Genomic DNA, 21,815 nt, shown 5'->3' with positions numbered 1-21,815 from the left:
GTCATCGACAATGTCCGACATCATCACGCCGGAGCTCGTCACACTCGACGTGCCCCTGGGTACCGACAAGCAGTCGGTGATCCGCGCCCTCGCCGAGCGCGTCGTCGCGCAGGGCCGCGCGACGAGCGCTCAAGAACTGTTCGACGACGCATGGGCCCGAGAGCAGAAGGACGAGACCGGCCTGCCCGGCGGCATCGGCATCCCGCACGCGCGCAGCGCCTCGGTCACCGAGCCCACGCTCGCCTTCGCACGCCTGACCCCGGGCGTGGACTTCGGCGCTCCGGACGGTCCCGCCGACATCGTGTTCCTCATCGCCGCCCCCTCGGGTGCCGACGAGGCCCACCTGTCGGTGCTGTCGCAGCTCGCCCGCAGCCTCATGAAGAACGACTTCATGTCGGGCCTGCGTGCCGCGCAGGCGCCCGCAGACGCGGTGCGCATCATCACGGATGCCATCACGCCGGCGCCCGAGCCCGCTGCTGCTGCCCCCGCCGCCGCCGCCGTGCCCGCCGCCACCCGCGCCGACGCCCGCACCGCCACCAAGACGAAGAAGATCGTCGCCGTCACCGCCTGCGCCACCGGCATCGCCCACACCTTCATGGCCGCCGACGCGCTCACAGCGGCCGGCGCCGAAGCCGACGGCGTCGAGCTGATCGTCGAGCCGCAGGGCTCCAGCGGCTACAAGGCCCTGCCGCAGAGCGTCATCGACGAGGCCGACGCCGTGATCTTCGCGGTCGACGTCGACGTGCGCGAACCTCAGCGCTTCGCCGGCAAGCCGGTCGTCCGCTCCGGCGTCAAGCGCGGTATCGAGCAGCCGAAGCAGCTCATCGCCGAGGCTCTCGCCGCCAGCGAGAACCCGAACGCCGCCCGAGTTCCCGGCAGCGGCGCCGCGGCATCCGCCTCCGACGTGCCGGTCGCCCAGCAGTCGGTCGGCCGCCGCATCCAGCGCTGGCTTCTGACCGGTGTCAGCTACATGATCCCGTTCGTCGCCGGTGGCGGTCTGCTCATCGCCCTCGGGTTCCTGCTCGCTGGCTATCGGGTGACCGACGACGCGGCCAACGTCATCATCCAGAACTCCCTCTGGGATCTGCCGGAGGGCGGACTGGGCCAGTACCTCGGCTCGGTCGCGTTCATGATCGGCGCGACGTCGATGGGCTTCCTCGTCGCCGTCCTCGCGGGCTTCATCGCCTACGCGATCGCCGATCGCCCCGGCATCGCGCCCGGTTTCGTCGCCGGTGCCGTGGCCGTGCTCATGAACGCCGGCTTCATCGGCGGCATCATCGGAGGGCTCCTCGCCGGCTTCATCGCCTGGTGGCTCGGCCGCTTCAACGCGCCTCGCTGGCTCCGCGGCCTCATGCCGGTGGTCATCGTTCCCTTCCTCGGCTCGATCTTCGCCTCGGGTCTGATGATCCTTTTCCTCGGTCGCCCGATCGCCTCGCTCATGGCCGCGCTCACCGAGGGCCTGACCGGACTCGCCGCCAGCGGCGCCGGCGCCATCGTGCTCGGTGTGATCCTCGGTCTCATGATGTGCTTCGACCTCGGTGGCCCCGTCAACAAGGTCGCCTACGTCTTCGCTACGACCGGCCTCGCCGCCGCGACCCAGACGAACACCACTCCGTACCTGATCATGGCCGCGGTCATGGCCGCCGGAATGGTGCCCCCGCTCGCGATGGCGCTCGCCTCCACGGTCCTCTCGCGCGGACGGTTCACCCCGGTCGAGCGCGAGAACGGTGCGGCCGCCTGGCTGCTGGGTGCCTCGTTCATCTCCGAGGGCGCGATTCCCTTCGCCGCGGCCGACCCGCTGCGCGTCATCCCTGCCTCGATGGTGGGCGGCGCGATCACCGGTGGGTTGAGCATGCTGATCGGCGTGCAGTCCTACGCACCTCACGGCGGCATCTTCGTGCTGTTCGCCATCAACCCGGTGTGGGGTTTCCCGCTGGCGATCATTGTGGGTACGGTCGTGACGGCGCTCATCGTCGTCGCCCTCAAGGGCATCGGTCGCACTCCGAAGGATGCCTCCGTCGCCGAGACCGCTCCCGCGGCCACGGTCGCCGCATAAGACCCCCGTCGAATCGAGAGGATTCACCATGGCAGAACGTCAGGCCACCATCGCCAGCAGCTCGGGACTCCACGCCCGCCCCGCGAAACTCTTCGTGCAGGCCGTGCAGGAGAAGAAGATCCCCGTCACGATCTCGGCCGACGGCGGTGCCGACCTCAACGCCGGCAGCATTCTGTCGCTCATGGGTCTCGGCGCCGGCCACGGTACCGTCGTGACGCTCAAGGCCGAGGGTGAGGGTGCCGAGCAGGCGCTCGACGAGCTCGTCGCCCTTCTCGAGACCGACCTCGACGCGCAGTAAGCACTCCGTATCAGAACACCGGATGCCACGGGCCCCCAGGGCTCGTGGCATCCGGTGTTTCCGCGTTCGGGGCCTGGCAGGGGTGTCTGCGCGGGAGCACCAGGAACTCGCGGTGGGAGCGGGAACGGAGCTTCCGCCGAGGACGTGCCGATCAGACGTCTACGGTGTCGCCGGGCTTGAGGTCGACGAACGAGCCGCCGTTCTGTTCTACGGCCCACGTCAGGCGCGCGTCGCCCATCTGCTTTCCCGCGACGGACAGCGTCATGTCGTGGGTGGCGAAGACGCGCTCCGGCTTGACCGCGAGGACGTAGTCGATCGCGTCGCCGATCTTCAGCCACGGGGCGCCGACCGGGGCGGCCAGCAGCGTCACCTTTACGTGCTTGGGGACGGTGTACGAGTCACCGGGGTAGTAGAACGCGTCATTCACGAGCACGCCGACGTTGTCGACCACCGGGATCGACTCGTGGATCACGGCGTGCTCGCCGCCCGAGAACTCGAGGTGGAACGGCCCGAGGTCGAGCCGGTCACCGGGGTGCACGGCGGTCACCTCGAACCCCGCGGCGGCATGGACGACCCCCTCGGGCCCGTAGATCGGGACTCCGGGGTGCGCCTTGAGCAGGCGGGTGAGGTGCTCGGGCGTCCAGTGATCGGGATGCTCATGTGTGAGGACGATTCCGACCAGACCGACGAGGTCCTCGATCGGCGAGGTGAAGCTGCCGGGATCGATGACGAGCGAGTGGCCGGTTTCGACGAGGACGAGGGCGGCGTGTTCGTGCTTCGTGAGGCGCATGATCCGAGTCAACTCTTCCTGCGGGGAGCGCGGCAACCGCTGGCGCTGCGGGTGAACAGCGTCTATCGCCTCTTCCGTCGGCACCCGGTTCGCGGTACCGTGCTGAGACACGCCCGAGATTTCGACGGTTCCACCTCGATTTTGCGTGCGCGCCTATCGTGATGCATACTTGAACGGTTGTGACGCGGCCCCATCGTATAGCGGCCTAGTACGCTGCCCTCTCACGGCGGTAACGCGGGTTCGAATCCCGCTGGGGTCACCAACGAAAAAAGGCTCCGACCGAATGGTCGGGGCCTTTTTGTCGTTAGGGTGCCGTAGCTGGATGAGGAGCCGCGTGAGCGAGTTGGGCCCCACCCCCGGAGTCTCCGCGCGCCGCGAAGCGGCATGTGGAGGGGGCGGAAGGAAGAATCCCGCTGGGGCCACTAAGACTAAGGGGGCACCGACCATATGGTCGGTGCCCCCTTAGTCTGTGGGTCAGTTCGCGCAGGTGGTGGCAGGGAAGGGGACCGCCGCGTTGAGCGGAGTGCGCCCGTCCGCGGTCGCCGAGACCGTCACGGTGCCCGCGGGAATGGATGCCTTCCGGGTCGTGAAGGACGCCGAGCTGGATTTCGTCGGCTGGATGCCCACACCGCTCTTGGAGCCGTACGCGGTCGTCCATCCCACCGTGGCCGTCGCGGTGTCCGCGTTCTTGGAGACCACGTAGAGGGTGACCTTGCCCGCGACGCAGCGCGGCGTCACGGTCGTCTGCACGTTCACCGGCGCCAGCGCATCGACGAAGGTCACCGTGTAGGTGCGGCTTGCTCGAGCGTTCGCGGCGGTCACCACGATCGTCGCGACGGGCGATGCGGACGTCGGCGGGGTGATGGCCGCCGTGGCATCCCGGTCGGTGGGGATGGCGACGACGCTCGGCAATCCGCTGGCGGGTTTTGCGACGCGGTAGTCCGCCGTGTCGGGCGAGAAACCGTCGATCGGGGTGCCCCCCAGCCGCAGTGCGGCGAGTGTTGCCGTGTCGGCGGAATCCGCGATCTTACCGAGGATCTCCACCTCGCCCACCTTGGTGAAGTACCCGCCCGCCGAGTAAGTCATGGACAGGCGCACGCCGGTTGTCCGAGGGAGGCTCGAGAGATCGAGCGTCGTGGGTACTCCGGGTGTGGTCTGGATCTGAGTGGTCGAGACCCCGGAGTTCGTCCACTTGCCGTCCGTGCTGAGGTACTGCACCGCGATGCCGGCCACCGGTGACTCCGCGGCACCGTTCGAGCCCGTGCCGACGAAGAAGTCGAGCGAGTTCAGCGTGTACGGACGGTCGAAGGTGTAGCTCAACCACGGGTCGCGATCTGCGCCGGCCTCGGGCTTCCAGTTCGACCAGACCGTTCCGCGGTCGCCGTCACGAGTGTTCTCGGCGGTGTACTGCGCCTTCTCCGTGAAGGACGCGTCGACTCGGGTGGCAGGCAGTCGCGCGATGTTCGCGTCGGTCGCTGTGACGACGATGACGTTCAGCGTTGCGGGGATGGTCGTCGAGCCGGACAGGGTCTTCGCGGCACCCGTCACCGTGACGACGCCGGTCCGCGTGAGAGCGTTCGGGTCGACGGAAGACCAGTCCCAGGTGACCGCCGTCGGGTGAACGGTCGCCGAGGCTCCGATGCGCGCATCGACGACGGAGGGCGCCTGCGCGACGAGACGCTGAAGGGAGCTGCCCACCGGCACGGTCATCGAGGCGGGGTCGGTGATCGTGAACTCGCCGACCTCGACGGTCGACGTGACGTCGAAAGCGGTGCCGTACGCGTCGGTCGCGGACCCCGTGACGACGACGGTTCCCGGCGTGTTCCACACGGAGGCGTCGGGCAGTCGCCACGACACCGGCGCGGGCTGACCACTTCCCCAACGGTAGGCGGGAATCGCGGTGGCGGGCAGGGTGGGTGCGCGTCCGACCGGCGTCGCGGAGGTCAGAGCGGTGGCGGAGGAGACTGCCAGGTCGCGCAGGGTCCATGCCTGATTGGTCCCGTTGTTGGAATCCCAGAGAGCGAGGGCGGTGCCGTCGGTCGTGGCTCCGCCCGGCACCTCGAGGGCCTGCACCCCCGCCTTGTTGACCAAGGAGAAGTGCGTGCCGTCGGTGGTGTTCAGGATCCAGATCGCGGAGGGGTCGCTTTTCGCCCGCGCGACCGAGAGCTCCGCGGTCGTGCGGACACCCGAGGAGTCGCCGACGAGAACTGCCCCGTCGCTGCTGCTGAGCACGTAGGCGCGGTCCGTCGGTCGAGTGGATGCCGCGGCCACGGCCGTGAAGGTCCATTTCTGTGCCGACGCGGCTGCTGTCGAATCGATCGCGATCGCCGAGCCGGCGGCGCGCGCGGCGATCGGCTTGCCCGAGCCCTGCCCGACGAGCTGGTAGGTGTGCCCGTCGATGGCGGACGCAGCGTCGGCCGAGACACCGGACACGCCGGTCACGACGAAGGTCGTGACCGAGCGGGCGGGGACCTCGAGCGTCGCGCTGCGGGTGCCCGCGTCGACGGCGACATCTTGTGCACTGTCGTGCACCAGCGTGTTCGCGGTGGTCGAACCGTCGGACGGAGCCTGAGTGGTCACGAACTTCTGCACGGTCGCGCCGCGGGCGATGTCGCCGAAGCCGCGGAGATCGAGCTTCACCGTGGTGCTCGCCGAGTCGCTGTTGGTGTAGACCACCCGCAGGCTCTTGTCGGTGGGTCGAATCGCTGCCGTGGCTTTGAGGGAGTCGGTGGCGATGACCGAGTCGCCGGCCTGGATGAAGTGCGTGTAGTTCTTCAACATGTTGAACTTCGAGTTCGTGGCGAGCTCGCAGGCGGGGACGTCGGCGCGCACGTGGCCGTTGGCGTCGACGCCGCCGTAGAGACGGTCGACGCGACGTTCCGAAGCGAACACCGTCGACCCGTCGGCGCGCGTGAAGGTCTGGCAATCGAAGTCGATGAAGATCGAGCCCCAGTTCAGGTTCTCGCCTCCCGTCGACGGCGGCTGTTCCATGTTGTAGTAGTCCTCGACCGGCTGCCACAGAACCCACGAGTTCGGCTCGTAGTGGGCCATCTGATAGTTCATGCGATCGGCGAAGTTGATCGCGTTGGTGAAGTCGTAGGGGTCGTATCCGGTGCCGGAGTAGTCGCCTTCGAACTCGCTCTGCATCAGTGGCTTGTCGAAGCTCTTGGCGATATCGCGGATCCAGGCGGCGCGGCTCTGGTCGCCGTATCCGTGGGTGTTGATCTGACCGAGCGCGTCGCGCCAGATGTCGACGTTCTGCTTGTACCCGTTGCCGCCGTTGTCGGAGCCGAGGTAGTCGGAGGAGAACGTCTGCGAGCTGGAGGCATCCATGGCCGAGACGCGGTTCTTGCCCTCGCGGGTGGTCAACCCCTGAGCGTCGAGCGCTTCGCGCAGATCGCGGATGAGCCGCGCTTGCTGGTCGGGCTTGACCGACATGCCCTCCTGACGCGCCTTCGGGCTGTCGGTGGTTCCGTCGGTCGCCCAACAGTTGGGGCAGTCGTTCGGCTCATTCAGCGGTTCGACCGTGTCGGGGGTGATGCCGTACTCGTCGGAGAGGTATTTGGTCACGCGGGCGATGTATTTCGCGAACTTCTCGGTCGCGTTCGTGGTCGACCCGGTCTCGGTGCCGTCTCCCGCGAGCTGGTCGTCGGAGCTCCCTCGCCAGTGGCCCGAGACGTACCCGGAATTGGTGAGGAAGTACGGTGCCGAGTTCGAGAAGAACTCCCAGTTCTTCACCTGCTGATCGGCTTGGAGCTTCGACAGCCACCACCGCTGCGACGCGTCGGCGGTGAAGTCGTAGTCGGCATCGTCGTCGGGGTCCCACCGGTCGAGGAGCTCACCGCGCGCGTCGTACGACGTGGGTGATCCGCCGTAGAGGCCAGCCTCCCCCGTGGGGTCTTGAGCCCACCACCCCTCGACGGCGGCCCCCGGCCGGAGGTAGTCGGTGGTGTCCGACGCGTTGCCCCCGCCGATGTTGTAGCGGACCGTCTGCAGGTCCAGTCCAGCGTCGCTGAAGAGCAGGTTGTAGAAGTCGTCTGCCAGCTTTCTGGCATCCGGATCGTCCGACAGCGCGTAGCGCCCCGCCGCGTTGGCGAACCACGCGAGGCTCGTGCCCCACCCGGTGAAAGGGGTGTGTTCGTACCAGGGATTCGGGGTGATGACCGTCGTCGATGTGGTCTCGGCGGCGGCGGTCGGCACGGCCGCGACGGCGGGTTGCACCGACGTGCTCGTCAGAACCGCCACCGTTACCGCGCTCACCGCGAGAGGGAGAAGTTTTCGCATCGGGGGTCTCCTCATCGAGACTGCTCAAGTCGGCCGATGTTGACGTGAACATCGGATTGTTGTGTCCACGATAGCCGATCGTCAGCGGCATTTCGCGTTGTATGCGCGAAGAGACCCGATGTTTGATCGGGGGCGCCGCCCTGAGCCTCATGCGCCGTCAGCGCTGTCTGCTGCCCTGTCGGCGCGAACGCACCATTCCGAGCCGAGGTCAGCGTCCGCGCGCCGCGCGCCGCCGCCGCACCGCACGTCGTACGCCCCACACCACAGCCCACGCGAGCCCGGCCACCACGATCCACGGCAGCAAGAACCCCACGCCGATGACGACCCCGTTCAGGGTCGCGACGAGACCGTTCCAGCCAGCGCCAAGGCCGTCGCCGAAGCCGGCGGGGTCGGCGGTGACGGATGCCGTGCGCTCGGTCAGCTGCACACTCAGCGACGACAGGGCCACCTGCGACTCGATCGACTGCAGCACCTGCCGGTCGCTGTCGAGCTGAGCCTGCCGTTCGGCCAGCGCCGACTCGGCGGTGATGAGGTCGGCGACCGATGCCGCCTGACCCATGAGCTCCGTCAGACGCGCGACGGATGCCTCACCGGCGGCGACCCGCGCACGCAGGTCGACGGTCTGCTCGGTCACGTCCGAGCGGTTCACGCTGGTCGCCGTCACGTCTCCGATGTCGCGAAGGCCGTCCATGACGGAGGTCAGCGACTCGGCAGGGACGCGCACGGTGATCCAGCCGGAGGATGCCGTGGCAGGCGTCGCCGCGGAACCGTCGATCGGGATCCCGACCATGCCGCCACCGAGCTGCGACGACTCGACGTAACCGCCGACCGCGGCCGCGGCCGCGGTGACCGCATCGATCGCCGCGGGCACGTCGTCGACCTCGACCGTGCTGGAGCCGGTGGCGACGATGTCGCGCGTCCCGGCGTCTCGAGCGGCCGACTCGTCGGGAAGGGCGCCGGACTCCGCGAAACCCTGACCCGGGACGACGTCGACACCGCCCGGGTCATATTGATCCTGAAGGTCCGGCGCGCTCTCGGCCCCGCTCGCGCCCACCACCATCGACCCGCCCGCGCCCTGCGAGGACGAAAGCGACGGACCGACGACGGCGGCGATCGCGACGACGGCGGCGGCCGCGCCAACACCCGTCCAGACGTTGCGGCGACGGCGTCGCACGCGGTGGCGCTCATCGGCGATCCGTCCGAGAACGGCGTACTCCATGGCATCCACGCGCTCGGCGGACAGTGAGGGCAGTGCGGGGGTGGTCATGGCGTCTCCGTCTCCATCGCGCTGGCACGCACCCGGGAACGGATGCGGGAGAGGCGGTTTCGCACCGCGCCGTGCGACACGCCCAGCGACGCCGCCGCGGCCTCGTAGCCGTAGCCCTCGGCGGCGCACAGCCGGAAGATCTCGCGATCCAGCTCGCTCAACCGCTCCACGGCGGCGACGATGGCCGCCACAGTCTGTGCCTCGACGACCTGCGCCTCGACGTCGACGGCGGCGGGGATCTGCTCGTCGAGCTGCGTGTGCGAACCGTGCCGGCGCCGCGCGCGCAGACGATTCTGCGCCTGGAACCGGCACACCGTCGCCAGCCACGGCAGGAGCGACGCGCCCTCGAGGCGCAGGGAGGGGATCTTCTTCCAGGCGACCACGAAGGTGTCCTGCACGATGTCTTCCGCATCGGTGGCATCGCCGACGAGTCCGAACGCCACCCAGTACACCGGGCGCACGTACGCGCGGTACAGCTCGCGGAACGCTCCCTCGGAGCCGCCGGCCGCGCGCGCGACCAGCGCCCTGTCGTCGATCACGTCGTCGGTCATGGCATCCGTTCCACTCCTCGGGCGGGCTGTCGTGAGCACTCTCTCACTGAGAAGTGTCTCGCCGCGGCGGATCGTCTCACGCCGGTTCCATCGGCGCTGTCGACGGTCGACTGCAACGGCGGCGCGCAGCGGGAGGGCACGGGCGCGACGTCCGCAACGGGCGAAGTAGTTACATAAGCCGACGGACCGCCCCGTCGGGTCGATAAACTCGAGCGTTTCCCCCGACGAAAGGCCCCGCGATGGAGCTGCAGCTCGACCCGCTCTTCCAGACGATCACCCTGGTGGTGCTCGTACTGATCCTGGTCGCGGACCTGCTGATCATCCTGAAGCGCCCGCACATCCCCTCGCCGAAGGAATCCACCCTGTGGGTGGTGTTCTACGTCACCCTCGCTCTCATCTTCGCGGGCGTGATGTGGATCGTCGCCGGGGGAGAGGTGGCGGGGCAGTTCGTCGCCGGCTGGCTGACGGAGTACAGCCTGTCGATCGACAATCTGTTCGTCTTCGTGCTGATCATGGGGCAGTTCGCGGTGCCCCGCCGGTATCAGCAGGAGGTGCTGATGGTGGGCATCATCATCGCGCTGGTGCTGCGCGGCGCGTTCATCCTGGTCGGCGCGACGATCATCGAGAACTTCAGCCCGATCTTCTACCTGTTCGGTCTGTTCCTGATCTACACCGCGATCCGGCAGGCGTTCCCCGGCGGCGATCACGACGACGACACGCAGAAAGAGAACCTCATCGTGCGGACGCTGCGTCGCGTCCTGCCGATGAGCGACGCGTACGACGGCAAGAAGGTCATCACGCGTATCAACGGCAAGAAGCTGTTCACGCCGATGATCATCGTTTTCGTCGCGATCGGCGTCACCGACCTGTTGTTCGCGATCGACTCCATCCCCGCGATCTTCGGCATCACCCAGAGCCCGTTCATCGTCTTCACCGCGAACCTCTTCGCCCTGATGGGTCTGCGTCAGCTGTACTTCCTGCTCGGCGACCTGCTCGACCGCCTGAAGTACCTGCACTACGGCATCGCCTTCATCCTGGCCTTCATCGGCGTGAAGCTGATCCTGCACGCGATGCACGTCAACGAACTGCCGTTCCTCAACGGCGGCGAGCCGATCGAGTGGGCGCCGGAGATCTCGACGTGGGTCTCGCTCGCCGTGATCATCCTGTCGATGGCTGTCGCGACGGTCGCCAGCCTGATCGCCGCCCGTCGCGAGCCCGCGGCCGCCGGCGCACAGGATGCCGCGGCCGAGGTCGCCGACGAGAAGGGCACCCCCTCGACGGTGGAGCACCCCGACCGCGACTGACGCGTCGCCGCACACCGCCCATGTCCCGGTGGATGCGCTGCGTGTCCCAAAGGTGGCTGTCCGTGCAGCGCGCGGACGACCATCAGTGGGACATGGCCGTCGTTTCGCCGCGCGACACCGCCCATGTCCCGGTGGATGCGCTGCGTGTCCCAGAAGTGGCTGCCTGTGCAGCCCCGAGACGACCACAATCGGGACAAGGGGGTGAGGGGGCGCAGCCCGCTGCGTGCGTCGCCGCGACCCCGGCATCCGGAATCTAGAACGCGCGCAGATTCGCCTGCAGGCCGCCGTCGACGTACTCTTCGCGGAGGATCCCGCGCCGCCGCAGGATCGGCACCAGATCGTCGAGCACGCGGTGAACGGTGACCGGGTGGAGGTCGCCCCACAGCAGCACGCCGTCGTTGCCCCACGTGCCGAGTTCTTCGATGCGGTCCGCGAGTTCGTCGGCCGTGCCCACGAACCCGGTGCCGTCGTTCAGGCGCCCGAGGCGCGCGTGCGCGGCGAGGATGGCCCGCAGCGGCGCGTCGGGTTCGTGCTTCCCGACGAGCCGTTTGATGCTGCCCTCGGACACGTGCTCGCCGAAGATCGCGCGGTCCAGCGGCCGGTCGAGGTCGAGTCCGGTCAGGTCGGTCTCGAGGTCGCTCGACTGCTTGCGGGCGATGGCGATCAGCGCGTCGTCGTCGGGGTGAGCGGATGCCGCGACCAGCCGGTCGGCTTCCTCCGGCGACGACACGAGCACGGGCTGAATCGCGAAGAGGATCTTGATGTCGGAGGCGCGTCGACCCGCGGCCTCCGCGGCGGCGTGGATGCGCCCGCGATAGCCCCGGATGCTCTGCTCGTCCAGCGGGGCCAGCGCCAGCTGCACGTCGGAGTTGTGCCCGGCGAACGACAGTCCGCGGCCCGACCCGCCCGGAGAAACGATGGCCGGCTCGCCGTCGGTGAACGGCACGGCGTTCAGCGGGCCGTCGAAGCCGTAGTACTCCCCGCGGTGGCGGGTGGCATCCAATCTCGTCCCGTCGGCGTAGACGCCGGACTCCTCGTCGACGACGAGGGCGCCCTCGCCCCAGCTGCGCCAAAGATCCCGGATGCCGCCGAGCCACTCCTCGGCCCGGTCGTACGCCGCGTCGTGTCCGAGCTGCGGCGCAGACGAGAAGTGGCGCGCGCTGCCCGTGTCGGTCACGACGTTCAGGCCGAGGCGGTGCCCGCTGAGGTGCTGCAGCGTCGCGAATTGACGGGCGGCCGTGTACGGCAGATACGCCGCGGGGTTCACCGTGGGAACGACGCCGAGGTGCCGGGTCGCCGCGAACAGGTACGGCGCGAGCAGGAGCGGGTCGTGCTTCGGGCCGCCGAACGCGTGGCGCACGCGCAGGTCGATGGTCTCGGCGCTGCCGAGCGAGGGGGCGTCCTCGATGATCAGCAGGTCGAAACCGGCCTGCTCGAGCGTGCGGGCGGAGTCCTGGTACAGACCCGACTCGGTCCAACGATGGTTCCACCGCAGGTACGGGTGGCCCCATCCGTGCGGTCCGAAGCCGCGCGCGAGGAACCAGCCGAAGTGCTGGAGGCGGGTCACAGCACGACCGTCTCGCGCTCGAGGGCGGGCACACCCACCAGCGCCTGATCCAGATCGGCGAGGATGTCGTCGATGTCCTCGATGCCGATCGACAGGCGGATCGTGCCGGGGAAGACGCCCGCGCGCTCGCGCTCCTCGACGGTGCGCGCCGAGTGCGAGGTGCTCTGCGGGTGCAGCACGAGCGAGCGCACGTCGCCGAGATGGGTCATGTGCGTGATGAGCTTCACCGACTGCACGACGTGCCGCGCGGCTTCCAGACCGCCGCTCAGGGTCACCGTGAAGACCGAGCCGCTCCCGCGCGTGAGGTAATGCCGCCCCAGCTCGTGGTGGGGGTGCGACTCGAGGCCGACGTAATCGACGCGCTCCACCTCGGGGCGCCCCTCGAGCCACCGCGCCACGGTCAGCGCATTCTGCGATTGGCGCTCCACCCGCAGGCTCAGCGTCTCGATGCCTTGACCGATGAGGAAGGCGTTCAGCGGCGAGGGCGCGGGACCGAAGCGCGGGGCGACACTCTCGCGGATGTAGGCGCCTCGGGCGCGGGCCCCGTGCTTCTCGGCGTAGCTGGCGCCGCCCAGGCGATCGGTCTGCACGAGGTGGGGGAAGCGGTGACCGGATGCCGCGGCTTCGAAGCGGCCGTCGTCGACGATGACACCGCCCAGCACCGCCCCCTGGCCCGCGAGGAATTTGCTCGCCGAGTGCACGACGACGGCGGCGCCGTGCTCGATCGGCCGCAGCAGGTACGGCGTCGTGAAGGTGCTGTCGACCACGAGAGGGATGCCGTGCTCCCGACCGATCGCCGAGATCGCCGCAACGTCGAGCACGTCGTTGCGGGCGTTGGAGAGCGTCTCGGCGAAGAACGCCCTCGTGCGCGGGGTGATGGCATCCCGCCAGGCGTCGAGGTCGGACGTGTCGACGAAGGTCGTCTCGATGCCCAGTCGCAGGAGGTTGTCGAGGAGCAGTCCGCGCGTTCCCTCGTAGATGTGCTCCGAGACGACGACGTGATCGCCGGCACCGGCCAGGGCCAGCAGCGCCACGGTCACCGCGGCCTGGCCGCTGGAGACGAGCACGGCCTGATCGCCGCCCTCGATCGAGGCGAGACGCTCCTCGACCGCGTGCACGGTGGGGTTGCCGGTGCGGGTGTAACCGAAGCCGGTGCCCGCGCCGAAGTGCGCGGCCGACTCGTCGAGGTCGCGGAACGTGAACCCGGCGGTCAGGTAGATCGGCATCGCCCGCGGGGTGGCGGGAGCGGTGGCGGAGCCGGCGTGCACCTGTCGTGTCGAGAATCCGGTTTCGGCGTCTGCGGCCATGGGGCACGCTCCTTCCTACGGGTCGGCCCAGGCTCGCACGCGAGTGCGCGCAACGCCCAAACATGCGGCGTCGTGTTACGCGGGAGCTGCCGACCGGCCCGGTGGTATCGTGACGAGGTGCGGATCGCCGGCCTCCTCCTTAGCGGCCGCGACGAGACCTTGTTCTAGGCCTTTCTCGTCGCGGAGTTCGTCGCGGGCCTCACACCCCTCCCGAGGAGAAACGCAAACATGAGCACAATTCCCGAGAACCCTCGCACCCTGGCTGAGAAGGTCTGGGACGACCACCTCGTCGTCAAGGGCGAGAACGGTCAGCCCGACCTCATCTACATCGACCTGCACCTCGTGCACGAGGTCACGAGTCCCCAGGCGTTCGATGGTCTGCGCGCCGAGGGGCGCCCCGTGCGCCGGCTCGATCTGACGATCGCGACCGAAGACCACAACACCCCCACGCTCGACATCGACAAGCCGATCGCCGACCTCACCAGCCGCACGCAGATCGAGACGCTGCGCCGCAACGCCGCCGAGTTCGACGTGCGCATCCACTCGCTCGGCGACAAAGAGCAGGGCATCGTCCACGTCGTGGGTCCCCAGCTCGGGCTCACTATGCCGGGCATCACCGTCGTCTGCGGCGACTCGCACACCTCCACGCACGGCGCGTTCGGCGCCATGGCGTTCGGGATCGGCACGAGCGAGGTCGAACACGTGCTCGCCACGCAGACCCTGCCGTTGAAGCCCTTCAAGACGATGGCCATCACGGTGGAGGGCGACCTCAAGCCCGGCGTCACCGCGAAGGACATCATCCTCGCGATCATCGCCAAGATCGGCGCGAACGGCGGCCAGGGCTACGTGCTCGAGTTCCGCGGCAGCGCGATCCGCTCCCTCTCGATGGAGGGGCGCATGACGATGTGCAACATGTCGATCGAGGCGGGCGCCCGCGCGGGCATGATCGCCCCCGACGACACGACCTTCGCCTACGTCAAAGACAAGCCGCACGCCCCGCAGGGCCAGGACTGGGACGACGCCGTCGCCTACTGGCGCACCCTGCCGAGCGACGAGGGCGCCGTCTACGACGCCGAGGTCTTCCTCGACGCAGCCGACCTCGAGCCGTTCGTCACCTGGGGCACGAACCCCGGCCAGGGCGTCTCGCTGTCGGACGTCGTGCCCACCCCGGCCGACTTCGCCGACCCCAACGAGCGTGCCGCCGCCGAGCGGGCGCTGGAGTACATGGACCTCGCCGCCGGCACCCCGATGAAAGACATCCCGGTGGATGCCGTGTTCATGGGCTCGTGCACCAACAGCCGCATCGAAGACCTCCGTGCCTTCGCCTCCGTCATCCAGGGCCGCACCAAGGCCGAGAACGTGCGCGTCATGGTCGTGCCGGGCTCGGCCCGTGTGCGCCTCGAGGCCGAGGCCGAGGGACTCGACAAGGTGTTCGTCGACTTCGGTGCGGAGTGGCGCTTCGCCGGGTGCTCGATGTGCCTGGGGATGAACCCCGACCAGCTCGCACCGGGGGAGCGCTGCGCCTCCACCTCGAACCGCAACTTCGAAGGACGTCAGGGCAAGGGCGGACGCACGCACCTCGTGTCGCCGCTGGTCGCGGCGGCCACGGCGGTCCGCGGCACGCTGTCGAGCCCCGCCGATCTCGACCCGATCTCGAGCGACGGCACCCTGATCACCGGCGGCGCAGCGCGCGCCGACGAGACCGTTTCGACCGGGGCGGAGGCCTGACATGGAGAAGTTCAGCACCCACACCGGTGTCGCCGCCCCGCTGAAGCGCTCGGCCGTCGACACCGACCAGATCATCCCCGCGGTCTTCCTCAAGCGCGTCACCAAGACCGGCTTCGACGACGCCCTCTTCGCCAACTGGCGCCAGGACCCCGACTTCATCCTCAACCAGGACGCCTACCGCTCGGCATCCGTCCTCGTCGCCGGTCCCGACTTCGGCACCGGCTCCAGCCGCGAGCACGCCGTCTGGGCCCTGCGCGACTATGGCTTCCAAGTGGTGCTGAGCCCGAAGTTCGCCGACATCTTCCGCGGCAACTCCGGCAAGCAGGGCCTTGTCACCGGCGTGATCAGCGAAGAAGACCTCGAGCGCATCTGGGCTGTGATCGAGGCGCAGCCGGGCATCGAGATGACCGTCGATCTTCAGGCCAAGACGGCGACCGTCGGCGATCTCCAGGTCTCGTTCGACATCGACGATTACACTAGGTGGCGGCTTCTCGAAGGGCTCGACGACATCGGGCTCACGCTGCGTGACGAAGACAAGATCACGCAGTTCGAGGCGCGCCGCGAGGCATGGCGGCCGCGGACCCTCCCGGTCCGCTGAGCTCGATCGACCCGATCGGGTCGATTCGCCGCCCCTCGTCAACGAAGTGAGGTCCACCCCCCTATGAGCACACTCGTCACCGATTCCGGAGACCGCATTCCCGGGCAGCCGGACTGGGAGGAAGCCGAGACCCTCACGATCCGCGGCGGCCGCCCGCTGCGCGGCACCGTCGAGGTCAAGGGGGCGAAGAACCTCGTCACGAAGGCGATGGTGGCGGCGCTGCTCGGCGACACCACGAGCACGCTGCGCGACGTGCCCATGATCAGCGACGTCAAGGTCGTGCGTTCGCTCCTCGAGGTGCACGGCGTGACCGTGACCGAGGGCGACGAAGAGGGCACACTCCACCTCGACCCCTCGGGCGCGGTCGCCGCGCACTTCGAGGAGATCGACGCGCACGCGGGTGCCTCGCGCATCCCCATCCTCTTCTGCGGGCCGTTGCTGCACCTGCTCGGCGAGGCGCTCATCCCCGACCTCGGTGGATGCCGCATCGGCGACCGACCGATCAACTTCCACATGGACGCGCTGCGCGCCTTCGGTGCGGTCGTCGACAAGAGCTACGAGGGCATCCGCATCACGGCCCCGAACGGGCTGCACGGTGCGAACATCACGCTGCCGTACCCGAGCGTCGGCGCGACGGAGCAGGTGCTGCTGACGGCCGTGCGCGCGAAGGGCGTGACGGAGCTCCGCAACGCCGCCATCGAGCCCGAGATCATGGATCTCATCGCGGTGCTGCAGAAGATGGGCGCGATCATCTCGTACGAGCCCAACCGCGTCATCTTCATCGAGGGCGTCGAGCGTCTCGACGGCTACGACCACCGCGCGATCTTCGACCGCAACGAGGCCGCCTCGTGGGCGTGCGCCGCCCTCGCCACCGACGGTGAGATCTTCGCCAAGGGCGCCCGCCAGCAGGACATGCTGACCTTCCTCAACGTCTTCCGCAAGGCCGGCGGCTGGTTCGACGTCCGCGAAGACGGCATCCTGTTCCGTCGCGGCGACGCGCTCAAGCCCGTGATGGTCGAGACCGACGTGCACCCCGGCTTCATGACCGACTGGCAGCAGCCGCTCATCGTCGCCCTCACCCAGGCGTCGGGCACCTCCGTCGTGCACGAGACGGTGTATGAGAACCGTCTCGGCTTCACCGAGGCCCTGAACAAGATGGGCGCCGACATCGTCGTGCACCCGAAGGGACTCCACAGCGCCGACCGTCGCGTTCCTCGCCGCGATCTCGAGCAGGCCGCCGTCATCAACGGCCCCACGCCCCTGCACGCGGCCGACGTCGAGGTGCCCGACCTCCGCGGCGGGTACAGCTACGTCATCGCGGCCCTCGCCGCGCAGGGCGAGTCGACGGTGCGCAACATCGGCATCATCCGCCGCGGTTACGAGAAGTTCCTCGAGAAGCTCACCGCCCTCGACGCCGATTTCGACGTCGCGGGATGAGGTCGGCGACCGCGACCCCCGAGACGAGTCGCCCGAGCGTCTTCTGGCCGCTCGCGGCGATCATCGTGCCCGCGGTGGGGCTCTTCGCCCGGATCGAGATCCGCGGCGCCGAGAACCTGCCCCGCGAGGGGGCCTATGTGCTGGCGCCGAACCACAATTCCGAGTTCGACCCGCTCGTCGTGGCCGTCGCCGTGTGGCGACTCGGCCGCGCCCCCCGGTTCATGGCGAAAGAGAGCCTCTTCCGCGTCCCCGTGCTGGGTGCGGCGCTGAAGGCCACCGGCATGGTTCCCGTTCCGCGCGCATCGTCGGGGGCCAACCAGTCGATGAAGGCCGCCGAGCAGATCGCGCGCGACGGTCGCGGAGTCATCGTCTACGCCGAGGGCACGCTGACCCGGGACCCCGACCTGTGGCCGATGCGCGGCAAGACCGGCGCTGTACGCCTCGCCCTGGCGGGCGGTCTCCCGCTCATCCCGATGGCGCAGTGGGGCGTGCAGCAGATCCTGCCGCGCTACGGGAAGCTGAAGTTCCCCCGGCGCTCCCACGTGATCGTGGAGTTCGGACCCGCGCTCGACCTGACCGAGCACGCGGCGACGCCGACACAGCCTTCGACGCTGGTCAAGGCGACCGACACGATGATGAACCGTGTCGCCGATATGCTCGGCGGCATCCGGGGTCTTCCCGCACCGACCGAACGCTGGGACCCGTCGAAGCACGGGCAGAACGAGACGGGGCGCCTTGAGCCGTAAGAACGTCGTCCCCGCGGCGGGACCCAAGGTCGCCGTCATCGGCGCCGGCAGCTGGGGCACGACGTTCGGCAAGATCCTCGCCGACGGCGGAGCCTCGGTCGTGATGTGGGCCCGCCGCCCGGAGCTGGCCGCCGAGATCACCGAGTCCAAGCGCAACAGCCGGTACCTCGCGGGCATCAATCTGCCGCGGACCATGACGGCCACCACCGACCTCGCCGAAGCGCTGCGCGGCGCCGAGCAGATCTACCTGTCGGTGCCGAGCCAGTCGCTGCGCGAGAACCTCGCCGCCATCAAGCCGTTCGTGGAGCACACCGACGTGCCGATCGTCTCGCTCATGAAGGGCGTCGAGAAGTCGACGGGCCTTCGCATGAGCCAGGTCATCGAGCAGGTGCTGCAGTGCGACCCCGCGCGGATCGCGGTGGCGTCGGGCCCCAACCTCGCCCTCGAGATCGCGCGCGAGCAGCCCACGGCGGCCGTGATCAGCTCGCTGAGCCCCGAGACGGCCGAAGCGGTGGCCCGGCGCGCGCGCAACCGGTACTTCCGCTCGTTCGTCAACACCGACGTGATCGGCACCGAATTCGGCGGAGTGCTGAAGAACCTCATCGCCGTCGCGATCGGCATCGTCGACGGCGTCGGCTACGGCGAGAACACCAAGGCCTCGATCATCACGCGCGGGCTCGTCGAGATGACCGACTTCGCCGTGGCCCAGGGCGCGAAGCCCGAGACGCTGCAGGGTCTCGCCGGTCTCGGTGACCTCATCGCGACGTGCCAGTCGCCGCTCAGTCGCAACAACACCGCCGGGCGACTGCTCGGCCAGGGATACGGCTACAAAGAAGTCGTGGCCCAGATGCAGCAGACTGCCGAGGGCTTGGCATCCGTGGCCCCCGTGCTCCAGCTCGCGAAGCAGGTCGGCGTCGACATGCCCATCGTGCAGCAGGTGAAGATGGTGCTCGACGGCACCATGGACCCGCGCGACATCGCGCCGCACCTGACGACAGACGACGACCAGCCGCAGGGCGAGAGGACGCAGAATGACCAGACCGGTGGTGGTGGTGCTCTTCGGCGGGCGCTCCAGCGAGCATTCGATCAGTTCCGCCACGGCGGGCGGGGTGCTGCGGGCGATCGACCGTGACCGCTTCCGGGTGATCCCGGTCGGCATCACGCGCGAGGGCGCCTTCGTGCTCGAAGACGACGATCCCGACAAGTTCGCCCTGCGCCCCGAGGCTCTGCCCGAGGTGGTCGACAACGGCTCCCGCGTGCGGCTTCCCGACTCGACGCTGTCGCGCGAGTGGACGGTGACGGATGCCGAGGGCACGCGGTCGCTCGGAGACGTCGACGTCGTGCTGCCGATCCTGCACGGCCGTTTCGGGGAAGACGGGACGGTGCAGGGCCTGCTCGAGCTGCTCGGCATCCCGTACGCCGGCGGCGGCGTGCTCATGTCGGCGATCGGCATGAGCAAGAACGTCACGAAGCAGGTGCTCCGCTCCGCGAACGTGCCGGTGGTGCCGTGGGTCGCGGTGACCCGCGCCGACCTCGCGCGCGACCGCGCGCTGTGGGAGCGTCGCATGCGCGCCCTCGGTCTGCCGGTGTTCGTCAAGCCCAACGAGGCGGGTTCGAGCGTGGGCGTGACGAAGGTGTCGCGGTGGGAAGACCTGGATGCCGCTCTCGACACGGCCTTCGCCGAAGACCGCCTCGCACTCGTCGAGCAGGCGATCGTCGGGCGAGAGCTCGAGTGCGGCGTGTTGCCCGGGCGCGACGGGGGACCGGTGCGCGTGAGCGTCGCCGGCGAGATCGTCGTGACGGGTCGGGACTTTTACGATTTCGAGGCGAAGTACCTCGACGCCCCGGGCGTCGACCTCGTGTGCCCCGCGGAGCTCGGCGAGGGTGAACTGGCAGAGATGCAGCGCGTCGCGGCGAAGGCGTTCGAGGCGATCGGCGGGCAGGGCCTCGCGCGTGTCGACTTCTTCTACACCGGAACCGAGTTCTACGTGAACGAGGTCAACACCATGCCGGGATTCACGCCGATCTCGATGTTCCCCACGTGCTGGATCGCCTCGGGGCTCTCCTACCCCGACCTCATCAGCGACCTGCTCGACGCCGCGCTCGAGAAGGCCTGAGGCCCGTCGCCCCGTCGCAGTTCGTGCGGTGCACAACGGCGGGTGAAGTGGGCGACACGTCGCGGACGGATGCCGGGTGGCGGCGTGTCGACGGGCAGCCCCGCCGTTGTGCTCGTGGCATCCGCTCGAAGACGGGGCCCGTGGCATCCGCCCCATGACGGGGACCGCGGCACCCGCTCCACGACGGCCCGCGGCATCCGCTCGGCGGCTACGGCTACGGCTACGGCGTCGGCGCCGGCGAGGCCGCCACGTCGGATGCCGCGGTGCAGACCGACCCCGTCGGCTGCAGGTACTCGCGGATGAGGGGCCCGAGCGCCTGGGCGACGTCGCCGCTGCTCGCGGTGCCCTGGTTCAGGAACACCTGGATCGCGGGCTCGCGACCGTATGTCGTCAGGGTGAAGAGCTTGTCGGCGGCCTGCGACTCGTCGACGAGCCAGTCCACGCCGTCGAACGAGCGGCACGGCAGTGTCGACGGCGCCGGGGGTTCGAGACCGCAGGTCATCAGAATGGATGCCGGATCGCCCCAGGCACCCGTCGCCTGCGCGTCGGTCCAGCGGCGTTCCTGGCCCGAGATGCTCTCCGGCAGACGCGAGATCACCGAGGCGCACGCGGGGTCGTTGGCGAGCTTCGCGGGTTCCATCGCCACCGTGGTGCTGCACGCCGCGAGCCCTGGAACCAGGGTGAGGACGGCGAGGAGTGCGAGGGAGCGGGAGGAGCGGGGCACCCGTCCAGGCTAATAGCGTGGGGGAGTGACCGACGCCGAGCCCGACCGTGAAACAACCGTGGGGGAGCTGTCCGAGGGGCAGATCCTACGGGGCATCCTCGACCGCCTTCCTCCCTCCAGCGCCCCGGTCGGCCCGGGTGACGACGCCGCTGTGCTGGCCGTTCCCGACGGTCGGGTCGTCGCCACCACCGACACGCTGGTGCACGGCCCCGACTTCCGACTGGCGTGGTCGTCGCCGTTCGACCTCGGTTTCAAGGCGGCGGCGGTCAACCTCGCCGACGTCGCCGCGATGGGGGCCCGGCCGATCGCCCTGCTCGTGGCGTTGGCCATGCCCGATACGACGCCCCTCGCGTTCGTGCGCGGATTCGCGGACGGCCTCGCGGCTGCCTGCGCGGAGCTGGCACCCGACTGCGCCGTCGAGGGTGGCGACCTCACCGTCTCGGACACGCTGACGATCGCCGTCACCGCCCTCGGCAGTCTCGACGGTCGCGCCCCCGTGCGCCGGTCGGGTGCCCGGGCCGGCGACGGCGTCTACGTCATCGGGGAGCTCGGCGAGGCGGCCCGGGGCCTCGACCTGCTGTTCCAGCGGTTCGTGGATGCCGACGGCGCCCCCGTCGCCCTCACGGACGCGGCGCGTGCCGCCCTCGACCCCGCCGACGCGAAGGCGTTGTCGAGCCAGCTCGCCCCGCGCCCGCCGCTGGACCAGGCGTTGAGGGCGGCGGCATCCGGAGCCACCGCGATGATGGACGTCTCGGACGGCCTCGTCCTGGACGCGACACGCCTCGCCGACGCGTCGGGTGTGACGATCGCCATCGACTCGAGCGCCCTCGGCGACGACCCCGCGCGGGCGCTCGGCGGGGGAGAGGACCACGGCTTCCTGGTGACCTTCCCCCCGGATGCCGTGACCCTCGGTCGACGCATCGGGAGCGTGCAGCCGCGCGGAGCTGCGGCGATCGAGGTGGACGGTGCGGCGTGGACGGGCCGCGCCGGCTGGGACCCTTACCGGGACTGGGACGCCGGCCGGGGCTGACTCCGGTGCCG

At 69.4% G+C, this 21,815-nt stretch carries 17 protein-coding genes and 1 tRNA gene; 11 read left to right on the top strand and 7 right to left on the bottom strand.

The window, feature by feature from the left end; genetic code table 11:
* Positions 1–10: 10 nt before the first annotated feature.
* Positions 11–2,056 (top strand): PTS fructose transporter subunit IIABC, encoded by a 2,046-nt coding sequence (locus tag ACXKZF_RS08970; protein ID WP_055954011.1) that lies wholly within the window; start codon positions 11–13, stop codon positions 2,054–2,056.
* Between the two features lie 28 nt (positions 2,057–2,084).
* Positions 2,085–2,354: an HPr family phosphocarrier protein gene (locus ACXKZF_RS08965; RefSeq protein WP_055954014.1), complete on the top strand. Its 270-nt coding sequence runs from the start codon at positions 2,085–2,087 to the stop codon at positions 2,352–2,354.
* Positions 2,355–2,505: 151 nt separating this feature from the next.
* On the opposite strand, the gene ACXKZF_RS08960 is transcribed toward ACXKZF_RS08965, so the two are convergent.
* Positions 2,506–3,144, bottom strand: a complete 639-nt coding sequence (locus tag ACXKZF_RS08960; protein ID WP_488983981.1) for an MBL fold metallo-hydrolase — start codon at positions 3,142–3,144, stop codon at positions 2,506–2,508.
* 186 nt (positions 3,145–3,330) lie between these two features.
* Here ACXKZF_RS08960 and ACXKZF_RS08955 point away from each other — a divergent pair.
* Positions 3,331–3,406, top strand: a tRNA-Glu gene (locus ACXKZF_RS08955).
* Positions 3,407–3,618: 212 nt separating this feature from the next.
* Here the strand turns inward: ACXKZF_RS08955 and ACXKZF_RS08950 are convergent.
* From ACXKZF_RS08950 to ACXKZF_RS08940, 3 genes are all read right to left on the bottom strand, one after another.
* Positions 3,619–7,428 carry an RICIN domain-containing protein gene (locus ACXKZF_RS08950; RefSeq protein ID WP_488983980.1) on the bottom strand — a complete coding sequence of 1,270 codons (3,810 nt, stop codon included), beginning with the start codon at positions 7,426–7,428 and terminating at the stop codon, positions 3,619–3,621.
* 208 nt (positions 7,429–7,636) lie between these two features.
* Positions 7,637–8,695, bottom strand: coding sequence for a DUF4349 domain-containing protein (locus ACXKZF_RS08945; protein WP_488983979.1), 1,059 nt, complete (start codon positions 8,693–8,695; stop codon positions 7,637–7,639).
* On the bottom strand, positions 8,692–9,246 hold the full coding sequence (locus tag ACXKZF_RS08940; protein WP_488983978.1) for an RNA polymerase sigma factor: 555 nt from the start codon (positions 9,244–9,246) through the stop codon (positions 8,692–8,694). The genes ACXKZF_RS08945 and ACXKZF_RS08940 overlap by 4 nt, the downstream gene beginning before the upstream one ends.
* A 239-nt stretch (positions 9,247–9,485) precedes the next feature.
* Here ACXKZF_RS08940 and ACXKZF_RS08935 point away from each other — a divergent pair, with 239 nt between their 5' ends.
* A complete protein-coding gene (locus ACXKZF_RS08935) occupies positions 9,486–10,550 on the top strand; it encodes a TerC family protein (protein ID WP_488983977.1) in 1,065 nt (354 codons plus the stop codon).
* A gap of 253 nt (positions 10,551–10,803) precedes the next feature.
* Here the strand turns inward: ACXKZF_RS08935 and ACXKZF_RS08930 are convergent, their stop codons facing one another.
* Together ACXKZF_RS08930 and ACXKZF_RS08925 are read right to left on the bottom strand one after the other, a co-directional pair.
* Entirely contained in the window at positions 10,804–12,117 is a 1,314-nt protein-coding gene (locus ACXKZF_RS08930; RefSeq protein WP_488983976.1) for an LLM class flavin-dependent oxidoreductase, read from the bottom strand.
* Positions 12,114–13,424, bottom strand: a complete 1,311-nt coding sequence (locus tag ACXKZF_RS08925) for an O-acetylhomoserine aminocarboxypropyltransferase/cysteine synthase family protein (protein ID WP_488983975.1) — start codon at positions 13,422–13,424, stop codon at positions 12,114–12,116. Before ACXKZF_RS08925 ends, ACXKZF_RS08930 begins: the two co-directional genes overlap by 4 nt.
* A 228-nt stretch (positions 13,425–13,652) precedes the next feature.
* Here ACXKZF_RS08925 and leuC point away from each other — a divergent pair, with 228 nt between their 5' ends.
* The 6 genes from leuC to ACXKZF_RS08895 all read left to right on the top strand — a co-directional run bounded on the left by leuC (position 13,653) and on the right by ACXKZF_RS08895 (position 20,050).
* The gene (gene leuC / locus ACXKZF_RS08920) at positions 13,653–15,152 is read left to right on the top strand and encodes a 3-isopropylmalate dehydratase large subunit (RefSeq protein ID WP_055954039.1); all 1,500 of its coding nucleotides are present in this window, start codon (positions 13,653–13,655) and stop codon (positions 15,150–15,152) included.
* 1 nt (position 15,153) lies between these two features.
* The gene (gene leuD, locus ACXKZF_RS08915; protein ID WP_243222195.1) at positions 15,154–15,750 is read left to right on the top strand and encodes a 3-isopropylmalate dehydratase small subunit; all 597 of its coding nucleotides are present in this window, start codon (positions 15,154–15,156) and stop codon (positions 15,748–15,750) included.
* 63 nt (positions 15,751–15,813) lie between these two features.
* A complete protein-coding gene (murA, locus tag ACXKZF_RS08910; RefSeq protein ID WP_055954044.1) occupies positions 15,814–17,187 on the top strand; it encodes a UDP-N-acetylglucosamine 1-carboxyvinyltransferase in 1,374 nt (457 codons plus the stop codon).
* Entirely contained in the window at positions 17,184–17,933 is a 750-nt protein-coding gene (locus tag ACXKZF_RS08905; RefSeq protein WP_314454002.1) for a lysophospholipid acyltransferase family protein, read from the top strand. Before murA ends, ACXKZF_RS08905 begins: the two co-directional genes overlap by 4 nt.
* Positions 17,923–19,065 (top strand): NAD(P)H-dependent glycerol-3-phosphate dehydrogenase, encoded by a 1,143-nt coding sequence (locus ACXKZF_RS08900; protein WP_488983974.1) that lies wholly within the window; start codon positions 17,923–17,925, stop codon positions 19,063–19,065. Before ACXKZF_RS08905 ends, ACXKZF_RS08900 begins: the two co-directional genes overlap by 11 nt.
* Positions 18,965–20,050, top strand: a complete 1,086-nt coding sequence (locus tag ACXKZF_RS08895) for a D-alanine--D-alanine ligase family protein (protein WP_488983973.1) — start codon at positions 18,965–18,967, stop codon at positions 20,048–20,050. The genes ACXKZF_RS08900 and ACXKZF_RS08895 overlap by 101 nt, the downstream gene beginning before the upstream one ends.
* A gap of 220 nt (positions 20,051–20,270) precedes the next feature.
* Here ACXKZF_RS08895 and ACXKZF_RS08890 read toward each other — a convergent pair whose 3' ends face one another.
* The gene (locus ACXKZF_RS08890; RefSeq protein WP_488983972.1) at positions 20,271–20,774 is read right to left on the bottom strand and encodes a DUF3515 family protein; all 504 of its coding nucleotides are present in this window, start codon (positions 20,772–20,774) and stop codon (positions 20,271–20,273) included.
* A gap of 25 nt (positions 20,775–20,799) precedes the next feature.
* Between ACXKZF_RS08890 and thiL the strand changes: the two genes are divergently transcribed.
* Positions 20,800–21,804, top strand: coding sequence for a thiamine-phosphate kinase (gene thiL / locus ACXKZF_RS08885; RefSeq protein WP_243222201.1), 1,005 nt, complete (start codon positions 20,800–20,802; stop codon positions 21,802–21,804).
* The last annotated feature ends 11 nt before the right edge of the window (positions 21,805–21,815 follow it).

The sequence above is a fragment of the Microbacterium sp. ABR10 genome (genome assembly GCF_057812175.1).
The sequence above is the reverse complement of the archived record's forward strand: the minus strand, read 5'-3'. Positions and strand labels throughout refer to the sequence as shown.